This is a genomic window from Rhizobium sp. SAFR-030, from assembly GCF_059415005.1.
Genome location: NZ_JBPFDO010000003.1, coordinates 439,225 through 458,371 on the forward strand (window position 1 = coordinate 439,225; position 19,147 = coordinate 458,371).

Annotated in this window: 18 protein-coding genes; 7 read left to right on the forward strand and 11 right to left on the reverse strand. The window is 66.1% G+C overall.

From position 1 onward, the window contains the following. Window positions 1–9: 9 nt before the first annotated feature. Window positions 10–834: a class I SAM-dependent methyltransferase gene (locus ACR65N_RS11645; RefSeq protein ID WP_440457129.1), complete on the reverse strand. Its 825-nt coding sequence runs from the start codon at window positions 832–834 to the stop codon at window positions 10–12. Window positions 835–1,163: 329 nt separating this feature from the next. On the opposite strand from ACR65N_RS11645, the gene ACR65N_RS11650 reads away from it, so the two are divergent. Further along, window positions 1,164–3,236 (forward strand): OmpA family protein, encoded by a 2,073-nt coding sequence (locus tag ACR65N_RS11650; protein ID WP_440457130.1) that lies wholly within the window; start codon window positions 1,164–1,166, stop codon window positions 3,234–3,236. A 54-nt stretch (window positions 3,237–3,290) separates the two neighbouring features. Here the strand turns inward: ACR65N_RS11650 and mobB are convergent, their stop codons facing one another. The 5 genes from mobB to ACR65N_RS11675 form a co-directional block, all read right to left on the reverse strand. Then, window positions 3,291–3,854, reverse strand: coding sequence for a molybdopterin-guanine dinucleotide biosynthesis protein B (mobB, locus tag ACR65N_RS11655; RefSeq protein ID WP_440457131.1), 564 nt, complete (start codon window positions 3,852–3,854; stop codon window positions 3,291–3,293). Continuing rightward, the gene (gene mobA, locus ACR65N_RS11660) at window positions 3,851–4,510 is read right to left on the reverse strand and encodes a molybdenum cofactor guanylyltransferase MobA (RefSeq protein WP_440457132.1); all 660 of its coding nucleotides are present in this window, start codon (window positions 4,508–4,510) and stop codon (window positions 3,851–3,853) included. Before mobA ends, mobB begins: the two co-directional genes overlap by 4 nt. Continuing rightward, window positions 4,507–5,010: an SRPBCC family protein gene (locus tag ACR65N_RS11665; RefSeq protein WP_440457133.1), complete on the reverse strand. Its 504-nt coding sequence runs from the start codon at window positions 5,008–5,010 to the stop codon at window positions 4,507–4,509. The genes mobA and ACR65N_RS11665 overlap by 4 nt, the downstream gene beginning before the upstream one ends. Before the next feature lie 5 nt (window positions 5,011–5,015). Continuing rightward, window positions 5,016–5,366: an ArsR/SmtB family transcription factor gene (locus tag ACR65N_RS11670; RefSeq protein ID WP_440457134.1), complete on the reverse strand. Its 351-nt coding sequence runs from the start codon at window positions 5,364–5,366 to the stop codon at window positions 5,016–5,018. A 76-nt stretch (window positions 5,367–5,442) separates the two neighbouring features. Next, window positions 5,443–6,348: a DMT family transporter gene (locus ACR65N_RS11675; protein ID WP_430303813.1), complete on the reverse strand. Its 906-nt coding sequence runs from the start codon at window positions 6,346–6,348 to the stop codon at window positions 5,443–5,445. Between the two features lie 243 nt (window positions 6,349–6,591). Between ACR65N_RS11675 and ACR65N_RS11680 the strand changes: the two genes are divergently transcribed. Then, window positions 6,592–9,162 carry a methyl-accepting chemotaxis protein gene (locus ACR65N_RS11680; protein WP_440457135.1) on the forward strand — a complete coding sequence of 857 codons (2,571 nt, stop codon included), beginning with the start codon at window positions 6,592–6,594 and terminating at the stop codon, window positions 9,160–9,162. Between the two features lie 70 nt (window positions 9,163–9,232). On the opposite strand, the gene ACR65N_RS11685 is transcribed toward ACR65N_RS11680, so the two are convergent. Beyond that, complete coding sequence (locus tag ACR65N_RS11685) at window positions 9,233–9,691, reverse strand: YkgJ family cysteine cluster protein (RefSeq protein WP_440457136.1); 459 nt, start codon at window positions 9,689–9,691, stop codon at window positions 9,233–9,235. A gap of 176 nt (window positions 9,692–9,867) precedes the next feature. Between ACR65N_RS11685 and ACR65N_RS11690 the strand changes: the two genes are divergently transcribed. Together ACR65N_RS11690 and ACR65N_RS11695 are read left to right on the forward strand one after the other, a co-directional pair. Beyond that, window positions 9,868–10,308, forward strand: coding sequence for a DUF2231 domain-containing protein (locus ACR65N_RS11690; RefSeq protein ID WP_430303810.1), 441 nt, complete (start codon window positions 9,868–9,870; stop codon window positions 10,306–10,308). 47 nt (window positions 10,309–10,355) lie between these two features. Then, complete coding sequence (locus tag ACR65N_RS11695; protein ID WP_440457330.1) at window positions 10,356–11,831, forward strand: PQQ-dependent sugar dehydrogenase; 1,476 nt, start codon at window positions 10,356–10,358, stop codon at window positions 11,829–11,831. A 78-nt stretch (window positions 11,832–11,909) separates the two neighbouring features. Here the strand turns inward: ACR65N_RS11695 and ACR65N_RS11700 are convergent, their stop codons facing one another. Next, window positions 11,910–12,710 carry an endonuclease/exonuclease/phosphatase family protein gene (locus tag ACR65N_RS11700; protein ID WP_440457137.1) on the reverse strand — a complete coding sequence of 267 codons (801 nt, stop codon included), beginning with the start codon at window positions 12,708–12,710 and terminating at the stop codon, window positions 11,910–11,912. Window positions 12,711–12,756: 46 nt separating this feature from the next. Beyond that, entirely contained in the window at window positions 12,757–13,743 is a 987-nt protein-coding gene (gene moaA, locus ACR65N_RS11705; RefSeq protein WP_440457331.1) for a GTP 3',8-cyclase MoaA, read from the reverse strand. Window positions 13,744–13,939: 196 nt separating this feature from the next. Between moaA and ACR65N_RS11710 the strand changes: the two genes are divergently transcribed. From ACR65N_RS11710 to ACR65N_RS11720, 3 genes are all read left to right on the forward strand, one after another. Next, window positions 13,940–14,326: a gamma-butyrobetaine hydroxylase family protein gene (locus ACR65N_RS11710; protein WP_440457138.1), complete on the forward strand. Its 387-nt coding sequence runs from the start codon at window positions 13,940–13,942 to the stop codon at window positions 14,324–14,326. 3 nt (window positions 14,327–14,329) lie between these two features. Further along, the gene (locus tag ACR65N_RS11715) at window positions 14,330–15,544 is read left to right on the forward strand and encodes a low temperature requirement protein A (protein WP_440457139.1); all 1,215 of its coding nucleotides are present in this window, start codon (window positions 14,330–14,332) and stop codon (window positions 15,542–15,544) included. Window positions 15,545–15,611: 67 nt separating this feature from the next. Continuing rightward, entirely contained in the window at window positions 15,612–16,220 is a 609-nt protein-coding gene (locus ACR65N_RS11720; protein ID WP_440457140.1) for a pyridoxamine 5'-phosphate oxidase family protein, read from the forward strand. 43 nt (window positions 16,221–16,263) lie between these two features. Here ACR65N_RS11720 and ACR65N_RS11725 read toward each other — a convergent pair whose 3' ends face one another. Both ACR65N_RS11725 and fumC read right to left on the reverse strand, forming a co-directional pair. After that, window positions 16,264–17,334, reverse strand: a complete 1,071-nt coding sequence (locus tag ACR65N_RS11725; protein ID WP_440457141.1) for a GGDEF domain-containing protein — start codon at window positions 17,332–17,334, stop codon at window positions 16,264–16,266. Window positions 17,335–17,608: 274 nt separating this feature from the next. Next, window positions 17,609–18,997 (reverse strand): class II fumarate hydratase, encoded by a 1,389-nt coding sequence (fumC, locus tag ACR65N_RS11730; protein WP_440457142.1) that lies wholly within the window; start codon window positions 18,995–18,997, stop codon window positions 17,609–17,611. Window positions 18,998–19,147: the final 150 nt, after the last annotated feature.

A 19,147-nucleotide genomic window follows, 5' to 3' on the forward strand; every position in this document is an offset into this window, starting at 1 on the left:
CCGCCCGCGTCAGCCCTTGAGGCGGGCGATCACCAGGTGGCCGGGGCTCGGCTCGCCGTTCTGCATGCGCACGTTGATGTCGGAGATCTCGACGATCTCGAAGCCGGTGGCGGCCAGCCGTTCCTCGATATAGCTGCGCGCATGGGCGAAGCGCTGGTGCGGGCCGACCATGTAGGGGCGTCCGGCAAGCGTCGCGTCGGGCAGGGTTTCGGAGGAGAAGGCGAAGATGCCGCCGGCCACCATGTTTTCCGCCGCGCCGAAGAGCAGCGCTTCCAGCGCGCCGAGATAGGGCAGCACGTCGGTGGCGGTGACGAGGTCGAAGGGCTCGTCGTCATTGTCTTCGAGAAAATCCTCGACCTCGGCGACGTAGAGCGTCTCGTAGAGATCCTTTTCGTGGGCGATCTCGACCATGTTTTCGGAAATGTCGATGCCGGTGATGTCGTCGGCCATGTCGCGCAGCGTGCCGCCGGTGAGGCCGGTGCCGCAGCCGAGGTCGAGCATGCGCTTGAACGGCCCGAGCTTCAGCTCCTGCAGGCGCTGGCGCACCATCACCGGAACGGCATAGCCGAGCTGGGCGACGAGGATGTCCTCGAAGCTTTCGGCGTGCTGGTCGAAGAGGGTCTCGACATAGGCATCGGGCGCCTTCGGCGGGGTTTCGCCGCGGCCGAGCGAGGCGATGCGCACCGCTGCACCGCCGTGATCCTCGGGGTCGATCTCCAGCACCTCGTGATAGGCCGCAACGGCGGCGTCGATGTCGCCGGACTTTTCCAGCGCCAGTGCCCGGTTGTAGGCTTCCGCCAGTGCTTCTTCGTCGATCTTCGCCATCGCCATCATCCTCACGTGTCGCCGAGGCTTTACGCATCGCCGGCCGGTTTGGCAATCGCCAAGCGCCGGGCGAGGCGTTTGCAAGGGTGCGGCAGGCCGCCTGCCGGCCGATGCGGGCGATAAAAGTGGCTGATCCGAAAGCCATTAGGGATCATCATCTTAGTTGGTAAACTGAATATTAGCTGGCATGCGCGTTCAGGTCCGGTTCACGGCCGAAGGTCGTCTCATGGAGGTTGGAACAAATCGTCGAGCGTCCCGTTTAGGGCCACCGACCGCCCCGATGAGAGGGCGGCGGGCGCGTCAAGGGACGGATACGTAACTGCAGCCAGGGAGATTGCATGTCCAAGAGAACCAGGCTCCTCGCCAGTGTGGCGATGCCCCTCATTTCCATCAGCCTGATCGCGCCGACGGCGCTTGCAGCGCCGATGATGCCAATGGCCGGAGGTGCCTCGCAGGCAGGCTCCCTGCCGATCGTCAGGGTCCAGCAGACCATCGTCGTGCCGCCAAGCGCCGACCAGGCGCCGGCCGAGGCGACCGAGCCGGCCCAGACGCCCGCCGAGCCCGAGGCAAAGCCTGAGGCGACCGAGCCCAAGGCCAGCGAACCGGCCGCCGAGGCTCCCGCAGCCGACGCGCCCGCAGCCGAGGCTCCGTCATCGCAGAGCGCACCCGCAGATGCGCCGGCCGCAAGCCAGGTGACGCCGGAACCGGAGCCGGAAGCTCCGTCGAAGCCGGCCGAAGAACCGAAGGCGGAAGCACCCGCAGCGGAAGCACCGGCAGCCGAAGAGCCGAAGACCGAAGCACCAAAGACCGAAGCACCTGCCGCAGAAGCTCCTGCCGCGGAAGCACCGGCGACGCGGGAAGCCGCTCCCGAGGCACCGAAGACCGAGGCACCGGCCGCAGACGCACCGGCAGCTGAGACACCCGCAGCGCCCGCAGCACCGGCCGAGGCACCGGCGACGTCCCAGACGCCTGCCGCCCAGGAGCCGTCAACGGCGGCTCCGGAGCCGGCAACGCCTGCCGCTCCAACCCCTGCCGCTCCAACCCCTGCCGCTCCGGCACCTGCTGCGCCGGACGCCTCTTCGCCGGCAGCGCCTGGCACCGCTCCGGCAGCACCGCTGCCGTCCGCCGATGGTGGACAGCGCGCCGAGCAGCCGGCCGCTCCGCGCACCGAGGCCGAAATCGAAGCGGCGAAGAAGATCGCCGCAGATCCGGCCTCCAGCAACCAGACCGTGGTGCTGCCCGTCGAGAATGGTGCAGCCGTGCTCGACAGCGCCAAGGAAGGTGCTGCACCGGCAGCAGCGACGACGCAGGCTGCTCCCGGCGCGCCGCGTGACGGCAGCCGTGCAAGCCGCCGCGATGCCCAGCCCGCCGGAGCGCCGGCAACCGCTGCCGCACCCACCACCCCGCCGGCACCGCCGCCGACCTCGGATGCCGAGGCGCAGGCTGCCGTCGGTGGCCAGCGTTCGGCACCGGTGCAGATCGAGCCATCGATCCGCGAACGCGGCGAGCGGCTGAGCGAGCGGCCGCGCTACGAGCGTCCGCGCGGCTTCGACAACGGGCGCGAAAGCGATGACGGTCGCCTGATCATCCAGCTCGACAACCGGACGATCGTGCGCCACGACGACAGCCGTCGCTTCTACGCCCAGGACTACGAGCCGGAATATGAGCGTCTTCGCGATGGCCGCACGCGTGAAATCATCGAGCGCGACGGCGGCGTGCGGATTGTCACGATCCGCGACCGGTACGGCGATATCGTCCAGCGCTCGCGGATCGGCGAAGATGGCCGCGAATACGTGCTGTACTACTCGCCGGAGCGCAACCAGCCGCGCGGTCGCGACTACACCTGGCGTGATCCGGCCCTCGACCTGCCGCCGATGCGCCTGACGATCCCGGTCGACGAGTACATCATCGACACCTCGTCGGAACCGGACCGCGATTACTACGAGTTCCTCGAGCAGCCACCGGTGGAGCGCGTCGAGCGCGTCTACTCGCTGGACGAAGTGAAGTACTCGGCCCGTATCCGCGACAAGGTGCGCCGCATCGACCTCGACACGGTGACCTTCGCCACCGGCAGTGCCGAGATCCCGATGAACCAGGCGGGTTCGCTGCGCAAGGTGGCGGATGCGATCAAGGAAGTGCTGGAGAAGGATCCGAGCGAAACCTTCCTGATCGAAGGCCACACGGATGCCGTCGGCTCGGACGAGAGCAATCTCGTGCTCTCCGACCGCCGCGCGGAATCGGTCGCCGTGGTGCTCTCGGATGCCTTCGGCATTCCGCCGGAAAACCTTGCGACGCAGGGCTATGGCGAGCGCTACCTGAAGGTTCGCACGGAGGCTGCCGAACAGCAGAACCGTCGCGTCACCATCCGCCGCATCACGGCGCTGGTGAAGCCGGTGGCGCAGAACCGCTAAGCGGTCCACCACCTCGACATCAAGAAGGCCGCCGGAGCAATCCGGCGGCCTTTTTCATTCGGTGAGGAGTTCGGCTGCCGGTCGACTGCCGGGCTCAGGCAGGCCGGTGACCGAGACGACGAAATCGGTGATCGCCTGGGTATCATCGAGGTCGAAGACCGGCAGGCCGGTCTCGTGGACCGGATGGTCCGCAGCGATCGCGACGATGTGCGGATCGCCGGGCGCCAGCGGCTCGCGGTTCTTCGCCTCCAGCCGCCGCGCCTCGATCTTCGGCACCGGCTCGCGCTTGTAGCCTTCGATGATGACGATGTCGCACGGCGCAAGACGCGCGAGAATTTCCTCAAAGCTCGGTTCCGGCGCGCCGCGCAACTCGTGCATGATGGCGTAGCGGGTGCCCGAGACCAGCGCCACCTCGTGGGCGCCCGCCTGACGGTGGCGCCAGCTGTCGGCGCCGACCTTGTCGATGTCGAAATCGTGGTGGGCGTGCTTGATCGTCGAGACCCTGTAGCCGCGCGCCGTCAGCTCCGTGACGATGCGGACGGCGAGCCCGGTCTTGCCGGAATTCTTCCAGCCGGAAATGCCAAAGATCCGCGGCCTCGTCTGGGCGTCCAGGGTCATGATCGGGTCTCCAGAAACAGATGCGCCTGGGTGAGATCGCCAGGCGTATTGACATTGAGAAAGGGGTCGAGCAGCCCGGCTGCAGTGGTGATCGGCGGGAAATCGACCGCCGCCGTGGAATGACGGGCGAGGAAGGCCTTGACGCGGCGATTGTCCGGCTCGGCGAGGAAGCTTTCGAGATCGTCGGCCAGCACCACGGGCCACAGGCCGCAGACCGGATGCATGGCGCCGAGCGAGTGGGCAACGGCGATCGTTTCGGCGCCGGTCAGGGCCGCATGCAGGCGGGCGACGAGATCGTTTGGGAGGAAGGGGCTGTCGACCGGCGCGACCAGCACATGGCTGGCGAACGGCGCGGTGGCCCGTGCATGGCGAAGGGCTGCGAGGATGCCGGCGAGCGGCCCCGGCCGCCCGGCAAGCGTATCCGGCACGAGCGGCAGGTCGGTGGCAAGCGCTTCTTCGCGCCCACGGGCTTCGAAAAGATCGGGCGGCGCATTGAGCGCCAGCGACGCGACCTGCGGCCGCAGCCTTGCGGCGACATGGGCGAGAAGCGTCCGGCCGCCGAGCAGGACGGACGTCTTGTCGGTTCCCATGCGGCGCGAAAGGCCTCCGGCGAGAATGACGGCAGGCGGCAGCGTGCTCTGCTCAACAGCCGTCATCGGGCGTTGACCGACGCGACGTGGCGGGCAAGCTTTGCCAGCGTCTGGCCGCCATATTCTACGGCGCCGAAGCCGATCGCCCAGTCCCGCCGTGCGCGCGATGGATGCATCTGGCGCAGCGTCAGGACCGTCTTGCCGTCGCTCTGCTCGTCGAAGGTGATCAGCATCCTGAACGTGCCCGTGTCGTCGTCCTCATCCGAGCCGTGCTCGACCTCGATCAGGGCCGGGACCTCCATGCGCAGGAAGCGCATCCGGTTGGTGTAGCGGGTGCCGTCGCCCCCCACCATGTCGAACCGCCAGACACCGCCGGGGCGCAGGTCGATCTCCCGGGTCTCGATGGCGAGGCCGTCCGGTCCGAACCATCGGCCGATCTGATCGGGATCCGCCCAGGCGGCATAGACGAGGCTGCGGGGCGCATCGATCACCCGGGTGATGACGATCTCGCGGTCGAGAGGCCAGTCGCGCCAGGGGGATTGCAGGCTGTTCGGTAGATCGGCCATGGCTTTCAAGTCTCCCTCTTCATCCGGTCGATATGGTTCTGCATGCGGTCGAGGCGCGCGTTCCAGGTTGCGATATGCTGGTCGATCCAGGCTTGCGTGGCTTCGAGCGCCCGCGGCTCGACGCGGCAGGTGCGGACGCGGCCGATCTTTTCCGAGCTGACGAGGCCACTCTCTTCCAGCACCCGGACATGCTTCAGCAGCGACGGCAGGGCCAGCTCGAACGGCGCGGACAGTTCAGTGACGGATTGCGGCCCGTTGCACAGACGGCTGACGATCGCCCGGCGGGTCGGATCGCCAAGCGCCGAGAAAGCCCTGTCCAGATCGAGCGAATACTTAGCCATATGGAAAAGTAACATTGTGCTGGGCGCCGTCAACGGAAACTTTCAGAACCGGCTAAGTTTTTGCGTTACGGCGTGCGACCGCTCCTCGAGGTCAACCGGAGGGTCGCGTGCTTGCCTCGGCCGCGATGCTGCGCGTCCGCTTCTTCTCGCGGTAGAAGGCATAGAGGCCGGAGGCGACGATCAGGCTGGCGCCGACCGCCATGAAGCCGTCCGGCCGCTCGCCGAAGAAGTAGAAGCCGAGGCTGAGCGAGAAGATCAGCGCCGTATAGCGGAACGGCGCGACGAACGAGATTTCGCCGGAGCGCATGGCGATGACGATTGCCTGGTAGCCGGTGAGGATGAGTGCTGCGGCGAGCGCCAGATGCAGGAAGGCCGACAGGCTGACGGGGCTCCAGCCGCCCATCGGCACGATGAGGATGGCGCCGAACACGGTGTTGGTGAGGCCGGCAAACAGCGAGATCAGCAGGGTGGGGATGCCGGGCGGTATGCGCTTGGTGATCAGGTCTCGACCGCAGGTGAAGACCACGGTGATGAGCGCCAGCAATGCGGCCGGGGCGAAGGCATCGGGACCCGGGCGCAGGACGATGACGACGCCGATGAAGCCGACGGTGATGGCAGCCCAGCGCCGCCAGCCGACGGCTTCGCCGAAGAACAGCCGGGCGCCGAGCGTCACCGCCAGCGGCAGCGACAGGAGAATGGTCGCCGCGACCGCCAGCTCGATATGCGCCAGAGCCGTGACATAGCTGACCGTGGCGGCGATCTCGAAGGCCGAGCGCAACAGCACCCGCGGCGAGAACATCAGGCGGAACTTGTCGAGCACGCCGTAGTGGCGGGCCATGAGCAGCAGCAGGGCGGTGGTCATCAGCCCGCGCAGGAACATGATCTGACCGGTGTTCATCTCCGGCGTCACCATCTTGACCAGAGCGTCATTGGTGTTGAATACACCCATGGCGACGGTCATCATGATCGCGCCGCGGGTGTTCTGCGACAGGGGCATTTCCGATTCCCTAAAATGCTTTTCCTGTGACTTAGAGCAAGCATGCCCATGCCGCCAGACGCTGCACGCAGACAGTGCGGCGGCAATCGGCACTGCCGACAACAAACAGTGCTCCGGCGGCGCTATCGTTAACGGTTGTGCAACCGGTGCTGATCCAGTCTGGTACGCCCCGCATGATACGGGATGACAGATGCGTCCGCTGCCGATGACCGGCAGTTGCGGCGTGTGCACTGAGGAGGTGCAATGTCGTTCCTGGATCGTCTTCTGCAGAGCCGTCGGATTGTCACGAAGGTTCTGCTTTTCGTCGTGCCGCTGATCCTGCTGATCGCCGGCGTCGGACTTGCCGGTTTCTACACGGCGCGCATGCTGAACGGCCACATGACCGTGACGCGCGCGACCATCGAGAACATCGGCGATTTCGAGCGGCTGCAGGCAGCCCTCCTGGGGTTTGCCGCAAATCCGCAGGCGGACACGCTTGCCCAGCTCAACCAGACCATCGACCGGCAGGAGAAGGGCGTCGCCACGCTCGAGAGCCTGCTGATGAGCGACGGTGACCGTGAGCGTGTGGAGCCGGTGCGCCAGACGGCGCCTGCGCTGCGCCAGGCGACGGCCGGGCTCTGGGAGATCGAACGCAAGGTGACGCGCACCGAGCAGGCGCTGGAATCGGGTGTCGACGACATCCGCATGCTGGCCTCCTCGGTCGATGCGCAGATTGCCAACGTCCGCAAGGAATCGGAAAGCAAGGAGCGCTTTGCCAAGGGCGCGCTGTTCGACGCCTTCGTGCTGAAGAGCATTTCCACCCGCATCCAGAACGTCCAGGACGCCATCAAGGACGTCACCAGCGACGAGACGGTGGTGAAGGCGACGCAGACCTATCTGGGGCTCTTGCAGAAGGAATTCGTCAAGCTGGAGGGCAGGGCGACCTCCAAGGTGGCGCGCATGCTCGACGGCGCCAAGAGCGAGGCCAGTGGTTTGCAGACGCTGCTTTCCAGCGATCGCCCGGCGGCGGAAAAGGCACCGGCGGCGCGCCAGTCGCTGCAGAAGCTGCTGTCGCTGCGCGAGACCTTCATGGCCGAGGTGCAGAAGAGCACCGCGACCGCCACCGACCGGTTTGCCACCCTGGAAGACGAGATCCAGCTGATGCGCAGCCTGCTGGCCGAAATCGGCAAGTCGCTGCAACTGATCGACATGCTGCAGCTGCACACCGAGCGCCTGCGCGTCAACCTGACGGAGGAGGCCCGCCAGGAGGTGCTGGCCGACGTCCGGGCGTTGACCGCCTCCAGCGCTGCGGTGAGCAAGCTCGGCACCAAGAACGAAGCGATGCGCGAATTTGCGCCGCAGCTCCTGCCGCAGCTGGACCAGCTGAGCAAGAATACCGAGGTCATCCTGGCGCTTTCCAGCGAATGGAAGGTGGCGCGTACCGCGGCCGAGCAGACGCTGGCGCAGGGCATGACGGGGCTCAAGGATTTCGTCGCGCAGGCTCAGGAAGCCGGCAAGCAGGACAGCGAGCGCTCCGCCAACCTGTCGGTTGCGGCAACCGTGATCGGCACGCTGCTTGCCATCATCGGCGCGCTGATGCTGGTGGAGACGCTGCGCGGGCCGCTGCGCCGTGTGACGGAGATCATGACGCGGCTTGCGGGCGGCGACCTGGAGGTAGCGATCGATGGCCGCGAACGCGGCGACGAGATCGGCGACATGGTGCGCTCGGTCAGCGTCTTCCGAGACGCGGCGGTCGAGAATGTGCGGCTGGAGCAGGAGGCGCACTCGGCACGCGAGGCCTCGAATGCCGAGGCCGACCGGCGGGCCCGCGAGCGGGCGCGGATTTCCGAGGAGCAGAACCAGGCGCTTTCGGCGCTGGCGGAAATGCTGCATCTGCTGGCCGACGGCGATCTCGAGCAGGAGATGACCGAAAACCTGCCGGCCGACTTCATCGAGATGGCCCGCACCTACAACCTCGCCGTCCGGACGCTGCGCGCGACGCTCGGCGATGTGCGGGCGGTGGCCGACGACATCAACAGCGGTGCCGGCAACCTGTCGGCGTCTGCCGACGATCTTGCCCGGCGCACCGAGCAGCAGGCCGCGGCGCTGGAGCAATCCACCCGGGCGCTGCGCCAGCTCTCCGACATCGTCCGCTCGACGGCTCAGAGCGCCCAGCATACGGCACGCTCCGTCGACGAGGCGGGCGCCTTCGCGACGCGCTCTGGCGAGGTGGTGACCAGCGCCGTGCAGGCGATGGCCGAAATCAGCCGGTCGTCGGACAAGATCAGCACGATCATCGGCGTCATCGACGAGATCGCGTTCCAGACCAACCTGCTGGCGCTCAATGCAGGCGTCGAGGCGGCGCGGGCAGGCGAGGCGGGCCGCGGTTTTGCGGTGGTTGCCCAGGAAGTGCGCGAACTTGCGCAGCGCTGCGCCAATGCCGCCAAGGAGATCAAGGGCCTCATCTCGGCAAGCTCCGGACAGGTACGCAACGGCGTGCAGCTGGTCGAGCAGACCGGCGAGGCGCTGGGCCAGATCATTGCCCATATCGGCACGGTGCAGAAGCTGGTCTCGGACATCTCGACGGCGACCGGCGAACAGTCGGTCGGCATCGGCGAGGTAAGCCAGGCGCTCGGCGAGGTGGAACTGATCACCCAGCGCAACGCGGCGATGGTCGAGGAGAACAATGCCGAGATCCACGGCCTGCGCGGCCGGGTCGAGGCGCTGGCCGACAAGATCGAGCACTTCAAGACCCGCGACCCGCACCTCGAGATGGATCTCGGCCGGACCGAGCGGCGCGACGACGTGCTGCGCGGACGCACCCAGGCGGCCTGACATCAGGCTCTACAAACTACGTCAAGAGGGGGCCGCGAGGCCCCTTTTTCGTTGCATAGGACCGAGACGATCAGGCCCTGTCGCCACCCGCGTCCGGACGCACCCGGGATACATGATCGCCGACGAAGAGGATGACGTAGCCGCCGCCCGCCTCCGCTTCGGCGGCGATCGCCGCGAGCCCGCTGCGATAGGGTTCCGTGCGCCAGATGTCCGGATGGGCGGGGTCGACCAGAACCGTCGTCTGCGGCCCCTGACGGTAGAGCATCATCTTAGCCGCAGACGGGTCCCACTCACGGCCAAGGCCTGCATCGGTGCGCCACAGGCAGAGGAAGTCGCGACAGGTCTGCGGGCGGTCGTCGTAGATGCGGCAGCCGCGGTCCTCGACGCAGTGCCGGCACCAGGCATTGGCCGGCTTCGACAGCACCTCGATATCGGGCAGCCGGCAGCAGAGCGTGCAGGTTCCGCAGGCGCGCAGCGACAGATCGGTTGCAGCGGGAGTGGCGGCGGTCATGGGAGAGGCGAGATCCATCGGCGCTTCCTACAGGGTCGGCGCCTATCGCGCATCCCCTTTGCCGGGTCAAATTCAGTGCGGTTCGGGCGCTCGCCGGCAGGCCGACGGGGGCTTGCCGCCTGGCGGGGCGGAACAAAAGCCGGTGTCATGCGTAAAAGATGGTCCTGTTCAACTCCGACACAGGGGAGCTTCCCATGGCCTCCATGCATGCCGAACCGGTGGTCCTTCCCGGCCACCGCCTCTCTGCGCTTTTCATTCCCTTCCCGTTCGTCTGCTTTACGCTGACGATGGCGACCGACATCCTGTTCTGGCGCACCACCAACCTGATGTGGCAGAACTTTTCCGCCTGGCTGCTGTTTGCCGGTGCGCTGTTCGGTGCCATCGGCATCCTTGCCGGCATCATCGACTGGATCCGCCCGGCGACCCGCCTGATGATGCCCGGCATCGCCGCGACGCTCGGCTTCATCGTCGTTCTGCTGCTGTCCGTCGTCAACAGCCTCATCCATGCCGGCGACGGCTGGACCGCCGTCGTGCCGAACGGACTGGTCGCCTCGGCCGTCACCATGCTGGCGATGCTGGTGACGCTGTGGCTCGCTGCTTCCCGCCGTCCCGTCGCCTACAGGAGACTGTCATGAGATCCGCTCTTCCGGGATATGCCCTTCCGATGCTGCGCCGGCTGCTGATGGCCGGTGCGGCCGTGGCGCTCGTTCTTCCGCAGGCTGCAGTGGCGCAGGACGGCGGTTTCGATACGTCGCAGCAGATCGGTCCGGATCCGGTGCTGCCGGAGCCCAGCGCCTCGCTGCTGCCAGACCTGAAGGTCGCCTCGGTGATCGGCTGGAAGGACGGCGAGATGCCGAAGGTCGCCGACGGCCTGTCGATCAGCGTCTATGCCAAGGACCTTGCCAATCCGCGCACCGTCCACACGCTGCCGAACGGCGACGTGCTGGTCATCCAGTCCCAAGGACCGAAGGGCGAGCCGACCTCACGGCCGAAGGACTTCATCCGCGGCTGGATCATGGCCATTTCGCACGGCGATACCGGCGGGCCGAAGAAGGAGAGCAATCTCATCACCCTGCTGCGCGATACCAATCGCGACGGCCAGGTGGACGAACGCCACGATCTGCTGACCGGGCTCAACTCGCCATTCGGCGTGGCGTTTGCCGATGAAACGCTGTATGTCGCGGCAACCGACGCCATCCTCGCCTATCCCTACCGGCTGGGCGAGACGCAGATCTCGGCTGAGCCGCGCGTGCTGACGCCGCTGCCGGGCGGGCCGATCGACCACCACTGGACGAAGGACCTGGCGCTCAGCCCCGACGGCCAGATGCTCTACGTCTCGGTCGGCTCGAACTCGAACATCGTCGAGAACGGCATCGAGGCCGAAAAGGGCCGGGCGGCGATCTGGCAGGTCGATCGGCGCACGGGCGCGGCCCGGGTGTTCGCTTCGGGTCTGCGCAACCCGAACGGCCTCAGCTTCAATCCGGCGACAGGCGAGCTGTGGGCGGTCATCAACGAGCGCGACGAGCTCGGCCCGAACCTCGTGCCCGACTACATGACCTCGGTGAAGGACGGCGCCTTCTACGGCTGGCCGTGGAGCTATTACGGCCAGCATGTGGACCGCCGCGTCCACCCGCCGCGGCCGGACATGGTGGAGAAGGCGATCCCGCCGGACTATGCGCTGTCGAGCCATGTGGCGGCCCTCGGGCTGACCTTCTCGACCGGTTCGGCGCTGCCGCAGCCCTATGCCAACGGCGCCTTCATCGGCGAGCACGGCAGCTGGAACCGCGACCACTTCAACGGCTACCGGGTGAGCTTCGTGCCGTTCGAGAACGGCAAGCCCTCCGGCAAGACGCAGGACGTGGTGACCGGCTTCATCGACGGCGACAATGCCCGGGGCAGGCCCGTGGGCGTCGGCATCGACGGCACCGGCGCGCTGCTGGTGGCCGACGATGCGGGCAACACGGTGTGGCGGGTGGCGGCAGCCGACGGCTCGGTGACGCCGCAGCCGCTTGCCACCGACCAGATGCCGACCGGCTCGATCGGCGCCGCATCCACCCCGGCAGCTTCGACCCCTGCCGCAGGCGCGACGGGCGGGACGACGCCGGCGCAGACGCAGATCGCGCCGGCCGCGCTGCCGCTTGATCCGCCGAAGCCCTGAGCCGGCGGCCAGCCGCTCAAACAGTAAAGGGTCGCCTTTCCGGCGACCCTTTTTTACGTGCGGGGATGACAGATCCGGTCAGATGGTCAGCACCAGCGGGCAGTGATCCGAGACCTCCGGTTCAACGACGACCGAAAACGTCAGGACCTCGATGCGTTCGTTGACCAGCATGTAGTCGGCAAACCTGCCCGGCTTTGCATAGTGCGACGTGCGCGTGCCTTGAAACCCGCGGCTCGTCACCAGATCGGTGAGCCCGAGCCGGCCGAGGATCGCAAACGTCTCGCTGTCCGGCTCGACGTTGAAATCGCCGCAGACGATCAGCCCATCATCGGGGTCAGCGACCCGGCGTATCAGGTCCACCAGCCGGTGTGCCTGCTGCCGTCGCGCGGGCGTATCGGTCTTTCCCTGAAGATCACGCAGCCCGTGCATGTGCGCGATGCAGACATATCTCCCCTTCTCGACATCGTAGACACGGATGGCATGCGCGTTGCGCGATCGCGGGTGCTCGCCGTAGCCGTGCGGCGAGAACGCCTTGTGGACAAAGCCCTGCGCCTGCTCGGTGATCGGTAGCGATCTGTGCACGAAGGTCGCCAGTCCCCACTGGGAGGGCACGGCCTGCGCTCCGTCCCAGAGCACGCCCCGGCTCGCCGGGCAGAAGGTCGCCTGATGATCAGGGAAGGTTCTGGCAATGTCGCGGAAGAAGTTCGCCCGTTGCTGCAGGACATGGTCGCCGTCCCGATAGGTCAGCCAGTCCTTTTCCGTGTCAGGGGTGTGAACCACCTCCTGCAGGCACAGGATGTCGGGCGCTTCGGACCGGAGGTAGGCGGTCAGGTCCTCGTGAAGCTTGCCGCCCCAGCCGTTGAGAGACACGATCTTCATTCCGGCACCTCACGTCTCGCGCGGCGGAAATGGAGCAGGCATCAGATCAGCCGCCGGTGACGCTCATGTGGCGGGAGACGGCCGGGCGGTTGTTGCGGTCGATGATGAAATCATGGCCCTTCGGCTTGCGCAGGATCGCCTCGTCGATGGCGGCCGACAGATAGCCGTCGTCTTCGGAGGCGCGCAGCGCCGTGCGCAGATCGGCCGCATCGTTCTGGCCAAGGCACATGTAGAGCGTGCCGGTGCAGGTGAGCCGGACCCGGTTGCAGCTCTCGCAGAAATTATGGGTCATCGGGGTGATGAAGCCGAGCCGTCCGCCGGTTTCCTTCACCTCGACATAGCGGGCGGGGCCGCCGGTCGCATAAGGAATGTCGTTGAGCGTGAAGCGCTGCTCGAGATCGGCGCGCAACTGCGACAGCGGCAGGTACTGGTCGGTGCGATCCTCGTCGATCTCGCCCATCGGCATGGTTTCGATGACCGTCAGGTCCATGCCGCGGCCATGGGCGAAGCGCATCATCTCCGGGATTTCCTGATCGTTGAAGCCCTTGAGAGCCACCGCGTTCAGCTTGATCTTCAGCCCGGCCTTCTGCGCCGCGTCGATGCCTTCCATGACCTTCGACAGCTCGCCCCAGCGGGTGATCTTGCGGAACTTGTCGGCATCCAGCGTATCGACCGAGACATTGATGCGCCGAACGCCGCAGTCGTAGAGTTCGTCGGCATAGCGGGCGAGCTGCGAACCATTGGTGGTCAGCGTCAGTTCGTCGAGACGGCCGGACTCGATCTGCCGGCCGAGCGCGCGCACGAGAAACATGATGTTCTTGCGCACCAGCGGTTCGCCGCCCGTGAGCCGCAGCTTGCGTACACCCTTGGCGATGAAGGCGGAACAGAGCCTGTCGAGTTCCTCCAGCGTCAGGAGGTCCTTCTTCGGCAGGAAGGTCATGTTCTCCGCCATGCAGTAGGTGCAGCGGAAGTCGCAGCGGTCGGTCACCGAGACGCGCAGGTAATTGACCGCGCGGCCGAAGGGATCGATCATCGGGGCGGTGACAGAGCCGAGGGCCGTGTGATCGCGGGGCGCAGTGACGAGACTGTTCAAGGGCATATTCTCCTTCCTGCAAAATGGGTCTTGATGTCGGCGACGTCAAGTCGGATAGGCTTTTGGACGGCCGGTGCACCGCCCTTGCAGGATGCCGGTACCGCCCCATGTCTCAGAGCAAACGGATGATCGACCCATGAGCGACACTTTCGACCAGGCCTGGCCCACGGAACTGCGCGTCTCGCAGGATCGTCGCATGCTGATCGTCAGCTTCGACGACGGCGCGCGCTTCGAGCTGCCGGCCGAGATGATGCGGGTCCTGTCGCCGTCTGCCGAGGTGCAGGGGCACGGACCGGGCCAGAAGGTGACGGTGCCGGGCAAGCGCATGGTGGCCATCCGCAACGTCATTGCGGCCGGCAACTACGCGGTGCGGATCGCCTTCGACGACGGCCACGACAGCGGCATCTTCACCTGGCGCTATCTGCGCGAGCTCGGCGAGACGGGCGAGACGCTGTTTGCCGCCTACGAGGCCGAGCTGGCGGAAAAGGGGCTCGACCGCGACGCTCCTTCCTTCGGACGCTGACCGGTGGTGACGGGCAGCGACAGCGATAGCGAGCACTGGCTTCGCGAGGAGGACCAGGAGGACAAGCAGGTCGGCTTTCCCGAGCTGTTCTTTGACCTGATCTTCGTCTTTTCGCTGATCCAGCTGTCGCATTTCATCGCCGGAGAGTTCACGCCGTTCGGGCTGCTGGAGGGCGGGCTCCTGGCGCTGGCCTTGTGGTGGGTGTGGAACCACACGGCCTGGGTGACCAACTGGCTCGACCCGGACCGCGGGCCGATCCGCGCCATGCTGTTCGGGCTGATGTTCTTCGGCCTGCTGATGTCGGCGGCGATCCCGCAGGCGTTTGCCGAGAAGGGACTGATGTTTGCCGGCGCCTATGTGGCGATGCAGCTCGGCCGCTCGCTCTTTGCCATCTACGCCTTCAAGGACGTGCTGCCCTCGGTGCGGCGCAATTTCGTGCGCGTCTCCCTCTGGTTTGCGCTGTCGGCCTGCCTGTGGATCGCCGGTGCCCTGTCGGTCGAGGAGACGCGCCTGATCCTGTGGAGCGTGGCGCTGATCATCGAATATGCGGCGCCGGAACTGCGCTTCTTCGTGCCGGGCTTCGGGCGGTCGCATTCCAGCGACTGGGACATTTCCGGCGAGCACATGGCCGAGCGGTGCGCGCTGTTCGTGATGATCTGCCTTGGCGAAAGCATTCTCGCGATCGGCCGCAGCTTTGCCGAACAGGACCTGTCGGTGCCGGTGATCGCCACCTTCGTCGGCGCCTTCGGGGTGAGCGGCCTGATGTGGTGGATCTATTTCCACTTCGGCCAGGCCAAGGCCAGCCGCGAGATCGAGGAGACGACCGAGCCGGGCGAGGTGGCGCTGCACGTCTTCACCTACGGCCACATGCCGGTCGTCGCCGGCATCGTGCTCTGCGCGGTCTCGTCGGAACACCTGCTGGCGCATCCGACCGAGGTGACCGATCTGGCGCGAGCCGCTGCCATCCTCGGCGGACCGGCGCTCTTCCTCCTCGGCAATCTCTGGGTCAAGCGGATGACGACCGGACGGATACCCTATTCGCACTGCGCCGGACTGGTGCTGCTCGTGGCCGCGCTACCGCTCGCGCCGGGACTGGTCGGCGGCTGGGCGGGGCTTGCCGGCGCGCTGGCACTGCTGGTCGTCGCGGTCTGGGAGTACCGCCGGCTGTCGCGCATCCCGCACCAGTCCGACGAGGTGGGAGAGCTGCGCGGCGAGTGACGGCGTGTCTTGCCGCTGTCAATCCGAGTGACTAGTCTGCCGCAAAAATCAGTGCGGGAGACATCACATGGGGATCATCGAAAGCGTCGAGCAGTTGCGGTCGATCTACGACGGCTGTTCGGAAGCCTCGCTTGCCAAGGTGGCGGTGCGGCTGACGCCGGAATACCGGCAGATGATCGAGGCCTCGCCCTTCGTGGCGCTGGCAACCGTCGGCCCGGAAGGTCTCGACTGTTCGCCGCGCGGCGACCTCGGCGGCGTGGTGCGGATCGACGACGAGAAAACCCTGATGCTGCCCGACTGGCGCGGCAACAACCGTGTCGATTCGCTGATCAACATCGTCCGCGACCCGCGGGTGGCGCTGATGTTCCTGATCCCCGGCTCGAACACCGTGATGCGCGTCAACGGACGGGCCGTGGTGTCTGCCGATCAACAGCTGCTGCAGAGTTTCGAGATGGACGGACGTCATCCGCGCACGGTGACGGTGGTGAGCATCGACGAGGTGTATTTCCAGTGCGCCCGGGCGGTGATGCGCGCCGAGTTGTGGAACGCCGAGCATCACGTGGCGCCCGACAGCCTGCCGACGCCCGGCGCCATGCTGAAGGCCACCAAGGCGGATTTCGACCAGATCACCTATGACCGCGAATGGGCGGTACGCGCCAAGGCCAGCATGTGGTGACCGGCTGGCATTTCTGGTCGGGTGGTCGCGTGCCTCGGGGCGGCTACTTCTTGTAGATCAGCCAGCCCTTGCCGGCGTAATCCTTGCGCATGCCGTCCTCGAAGATCATCGTCCGGTTGCGGCCGGCATTCTTGGCGCAGTAGAGGGCCGTGTCCGACTTGACGTAGAGATCGCCGGGATCGACGGCCTGGGTGGCCATGGCAAAGCCCATCGAGACGGTGATCGGCCCGTAATCGACGCCTGTCCGTGAATGGCGGAACGGGCGGATCTCCAGGGTACGACGGACGCGCTCACAGAGGCTCATGACCTCCTCGGCGGTATTCCCCTCGACGATCAGTGCGAACTCCTCGCCGCCGGTGCGGGCGACGAAGACTTCCTTGCGGACGCTGGAGCGCAGAACGGCGGCGACGGAGGCGAGGATCTTGTCGCCGACCGGATGGCCGTAGCTGTCGTTGACCTTCTTGAAGTTGTCGATGTCGGCGAGCACCAGCGCCGTCAACGGCAGCTTCATCGGGTCGTCGTAGAGGGCGGCGAGCTGCTCGTCGAAGGCGCGGCGGTTCGACAGGTGCGTCAGCGAATCGGTGTTGGCGATGCGCTTGTACTCGTCGAGTTCGCGCCGGACCTGGTCCATCTCCTGCGACCGCCTTGCGACACCCTCGACCGTGCGCTCGCCGCTGGCGATGGTCTCGCCGGTCGCCTGGGTGAGAAGGGCGACAGCGCTGCGCACCAGGTCGGCGGAGAAATTGCTCTTCGAATTGATGCGTTCGGCCGTCTCGCCGAGCAGGCGATTGTAGGTTTCCAGCGAATCCTGCTCCTGGCGCAGCAGGATGAGGATGGCTTCGAGCTGGCTCAGCAGCTCGGTATGCGCATTGTCGACCACCTGCGCCTGACCGAGCCCGAGATGGGCAGAGCAGAGATCATCCAGTTCTTCCTGCGTCGGCCGGCTGCCCAGCAGCGCCAGATCGCGTGTCAGCGCCGGGTTGGTGCCGAGGCAGACTTCGTAGAACAGAGTGTAGTTTCTCGGAATGGGGGCGACGCTCATGGTGCGCATCGCGTGCATGATTTGAGTTGCCACGTCAGAGGCTGGCGCTTTCGGCGCAGAGGCCGTCGTCATTGCTTGCTCCGAGGCTGGGGACTGGAATGATCAAACTATAGTTAAAGCGGAATCATTGGGAAAGACTTAAGAATCAGGCAGGCCGAAAGATACGCAATTCAAGAGTTCTTGCAAAGGCTGCACTAATTAGCGCGCCAAATCAGCGGCTTTGGCCAAAACCAAGTATGGGAAATGCAAATCGATTAAATTTTAGGTTGTGCCAAAAAGGCGCAGTCCTGGATCAGGACTTGAAAAGGCGAGGGTCCGACTGGGCGGACCCTCGCGCAAAAGCCAGTTACTTGGGGCCGATCATGTTTTCCGGACGAACATACTGATCGAATTCTTCGTTCGTCAGGTAGCCGCCGCCGACCGCTTCTTCGCGCAGCGTCGTGCCGTTCTTGTGGGCGGTCTTGGCGATCTTGGCGCAGATGTCGTAGCCGAGCCGGCTGTTGAGGGCCGTGACCAGCATCAGCGAATTCTCGACGCCCTTGCGGATATTGTCCTCGCGGGCCTCGATGCCGACGACGCAGTTGTCGGTGAACGAGACGGCGGCATCGCCGAGCAGCTGCACCGACTGGAGGAAGTTGTAGGCCATCATCGGGTTGAAGACGTTGAGCTCGAAATGGCCCTGGCTGCCGGCGAAGGTGATGGCGGCATTGTTGCCGAAGATGTGGGCGCAGACCTGGGTGAGCGCCTCCGACTGGGTCGGGTTGACCTTGCCCGGCATGATCGACGAGCCCGGCTCGTTTTCTGGCAGCGACAGTTCGCCAAGGCCGGCGCGCGGGCCGGAGCCGAGGAAGCGGATGTCGTTGGCGATCTTGAAGAGGGCTGCTGCAGCGGCGTTGATGGCGCCGTGGGCGAACACCATCGCATCGTGGGAGGCGAGCGCCTCGAACTTGTTGGGTGCGGTGACGAAGGGCAGGCCGGTGATGCCGGCGATTTCTTCGGCGACCTTTTCGGCAAAGCCGACGGGGGCGTTGAGGCCGGTGCCGACGGCGGTGCCGCCCTGCGCCAGTTCATAAAGGCCGGGAAGCGAGACTTCGATGCGCTTGATCGCCGAGGCGACCTGCGCGGTGTAGCCGGAGAATTCCTGGCCGAGCGTCAGCGGCGTCGCATCCTGGGTGTGGGTGCGGCCGATCTTGATGATGTGTGCGAACGCCTTGGCCTTGGCATCGAGCGCCTGGTGCAGGTGTTTCAGCGCCGGGATGAGGTGGCGGACGATCTCTTCGGCGCAGGCGATGTGCATGGCCGTCGGATAGGTATCGTTCGACGACTGGCTCATGTTGACGTGGTCGTTGGGGTGCACGGGCTTCTTCGAACCCATCTCGCCGCCCATCATCTCGATCGCCCGGTTGGAGATGACCTCGTTGGCATTCATGTTCGACTGGGTGCCGGAGCCGGTCTGCCAGACGACCAGCGGGAAATGCGCATCGAGCTTGCCGTCGATGACTTCCTGGGCGGCAGCGATGATCGTCTCGCCGAGCTTGGCGTCGAGCACGCCGAGCGACATGTTGGCGCGGGCGGCGGCCTGCTTGACGATGCCGAGCGCGCGCACGACGGAGAGCGGCTGCTTCTCCCAGCCGATCTTGAAGTTGCCGAGCGAGCGTTGCGCCTGGGCGCCCCAATAGCGGTCGCTGGCAACGTCGATCGGTCCAAAGGTATCGGTTTCGGTGCGCGTGGTCATCGTCTGGCCTCTGTGTGACACGGGTCGTTCGGAAAATGCAGGCGCAGCGGCGAGCCGTCGTCGCCTGCACGGTCGGGCGCGCGAATTACTATACGATTGCATCACGACTGCAAGCACGACAAGGCGCCAAATGAGCGCGTGCGGCGCACA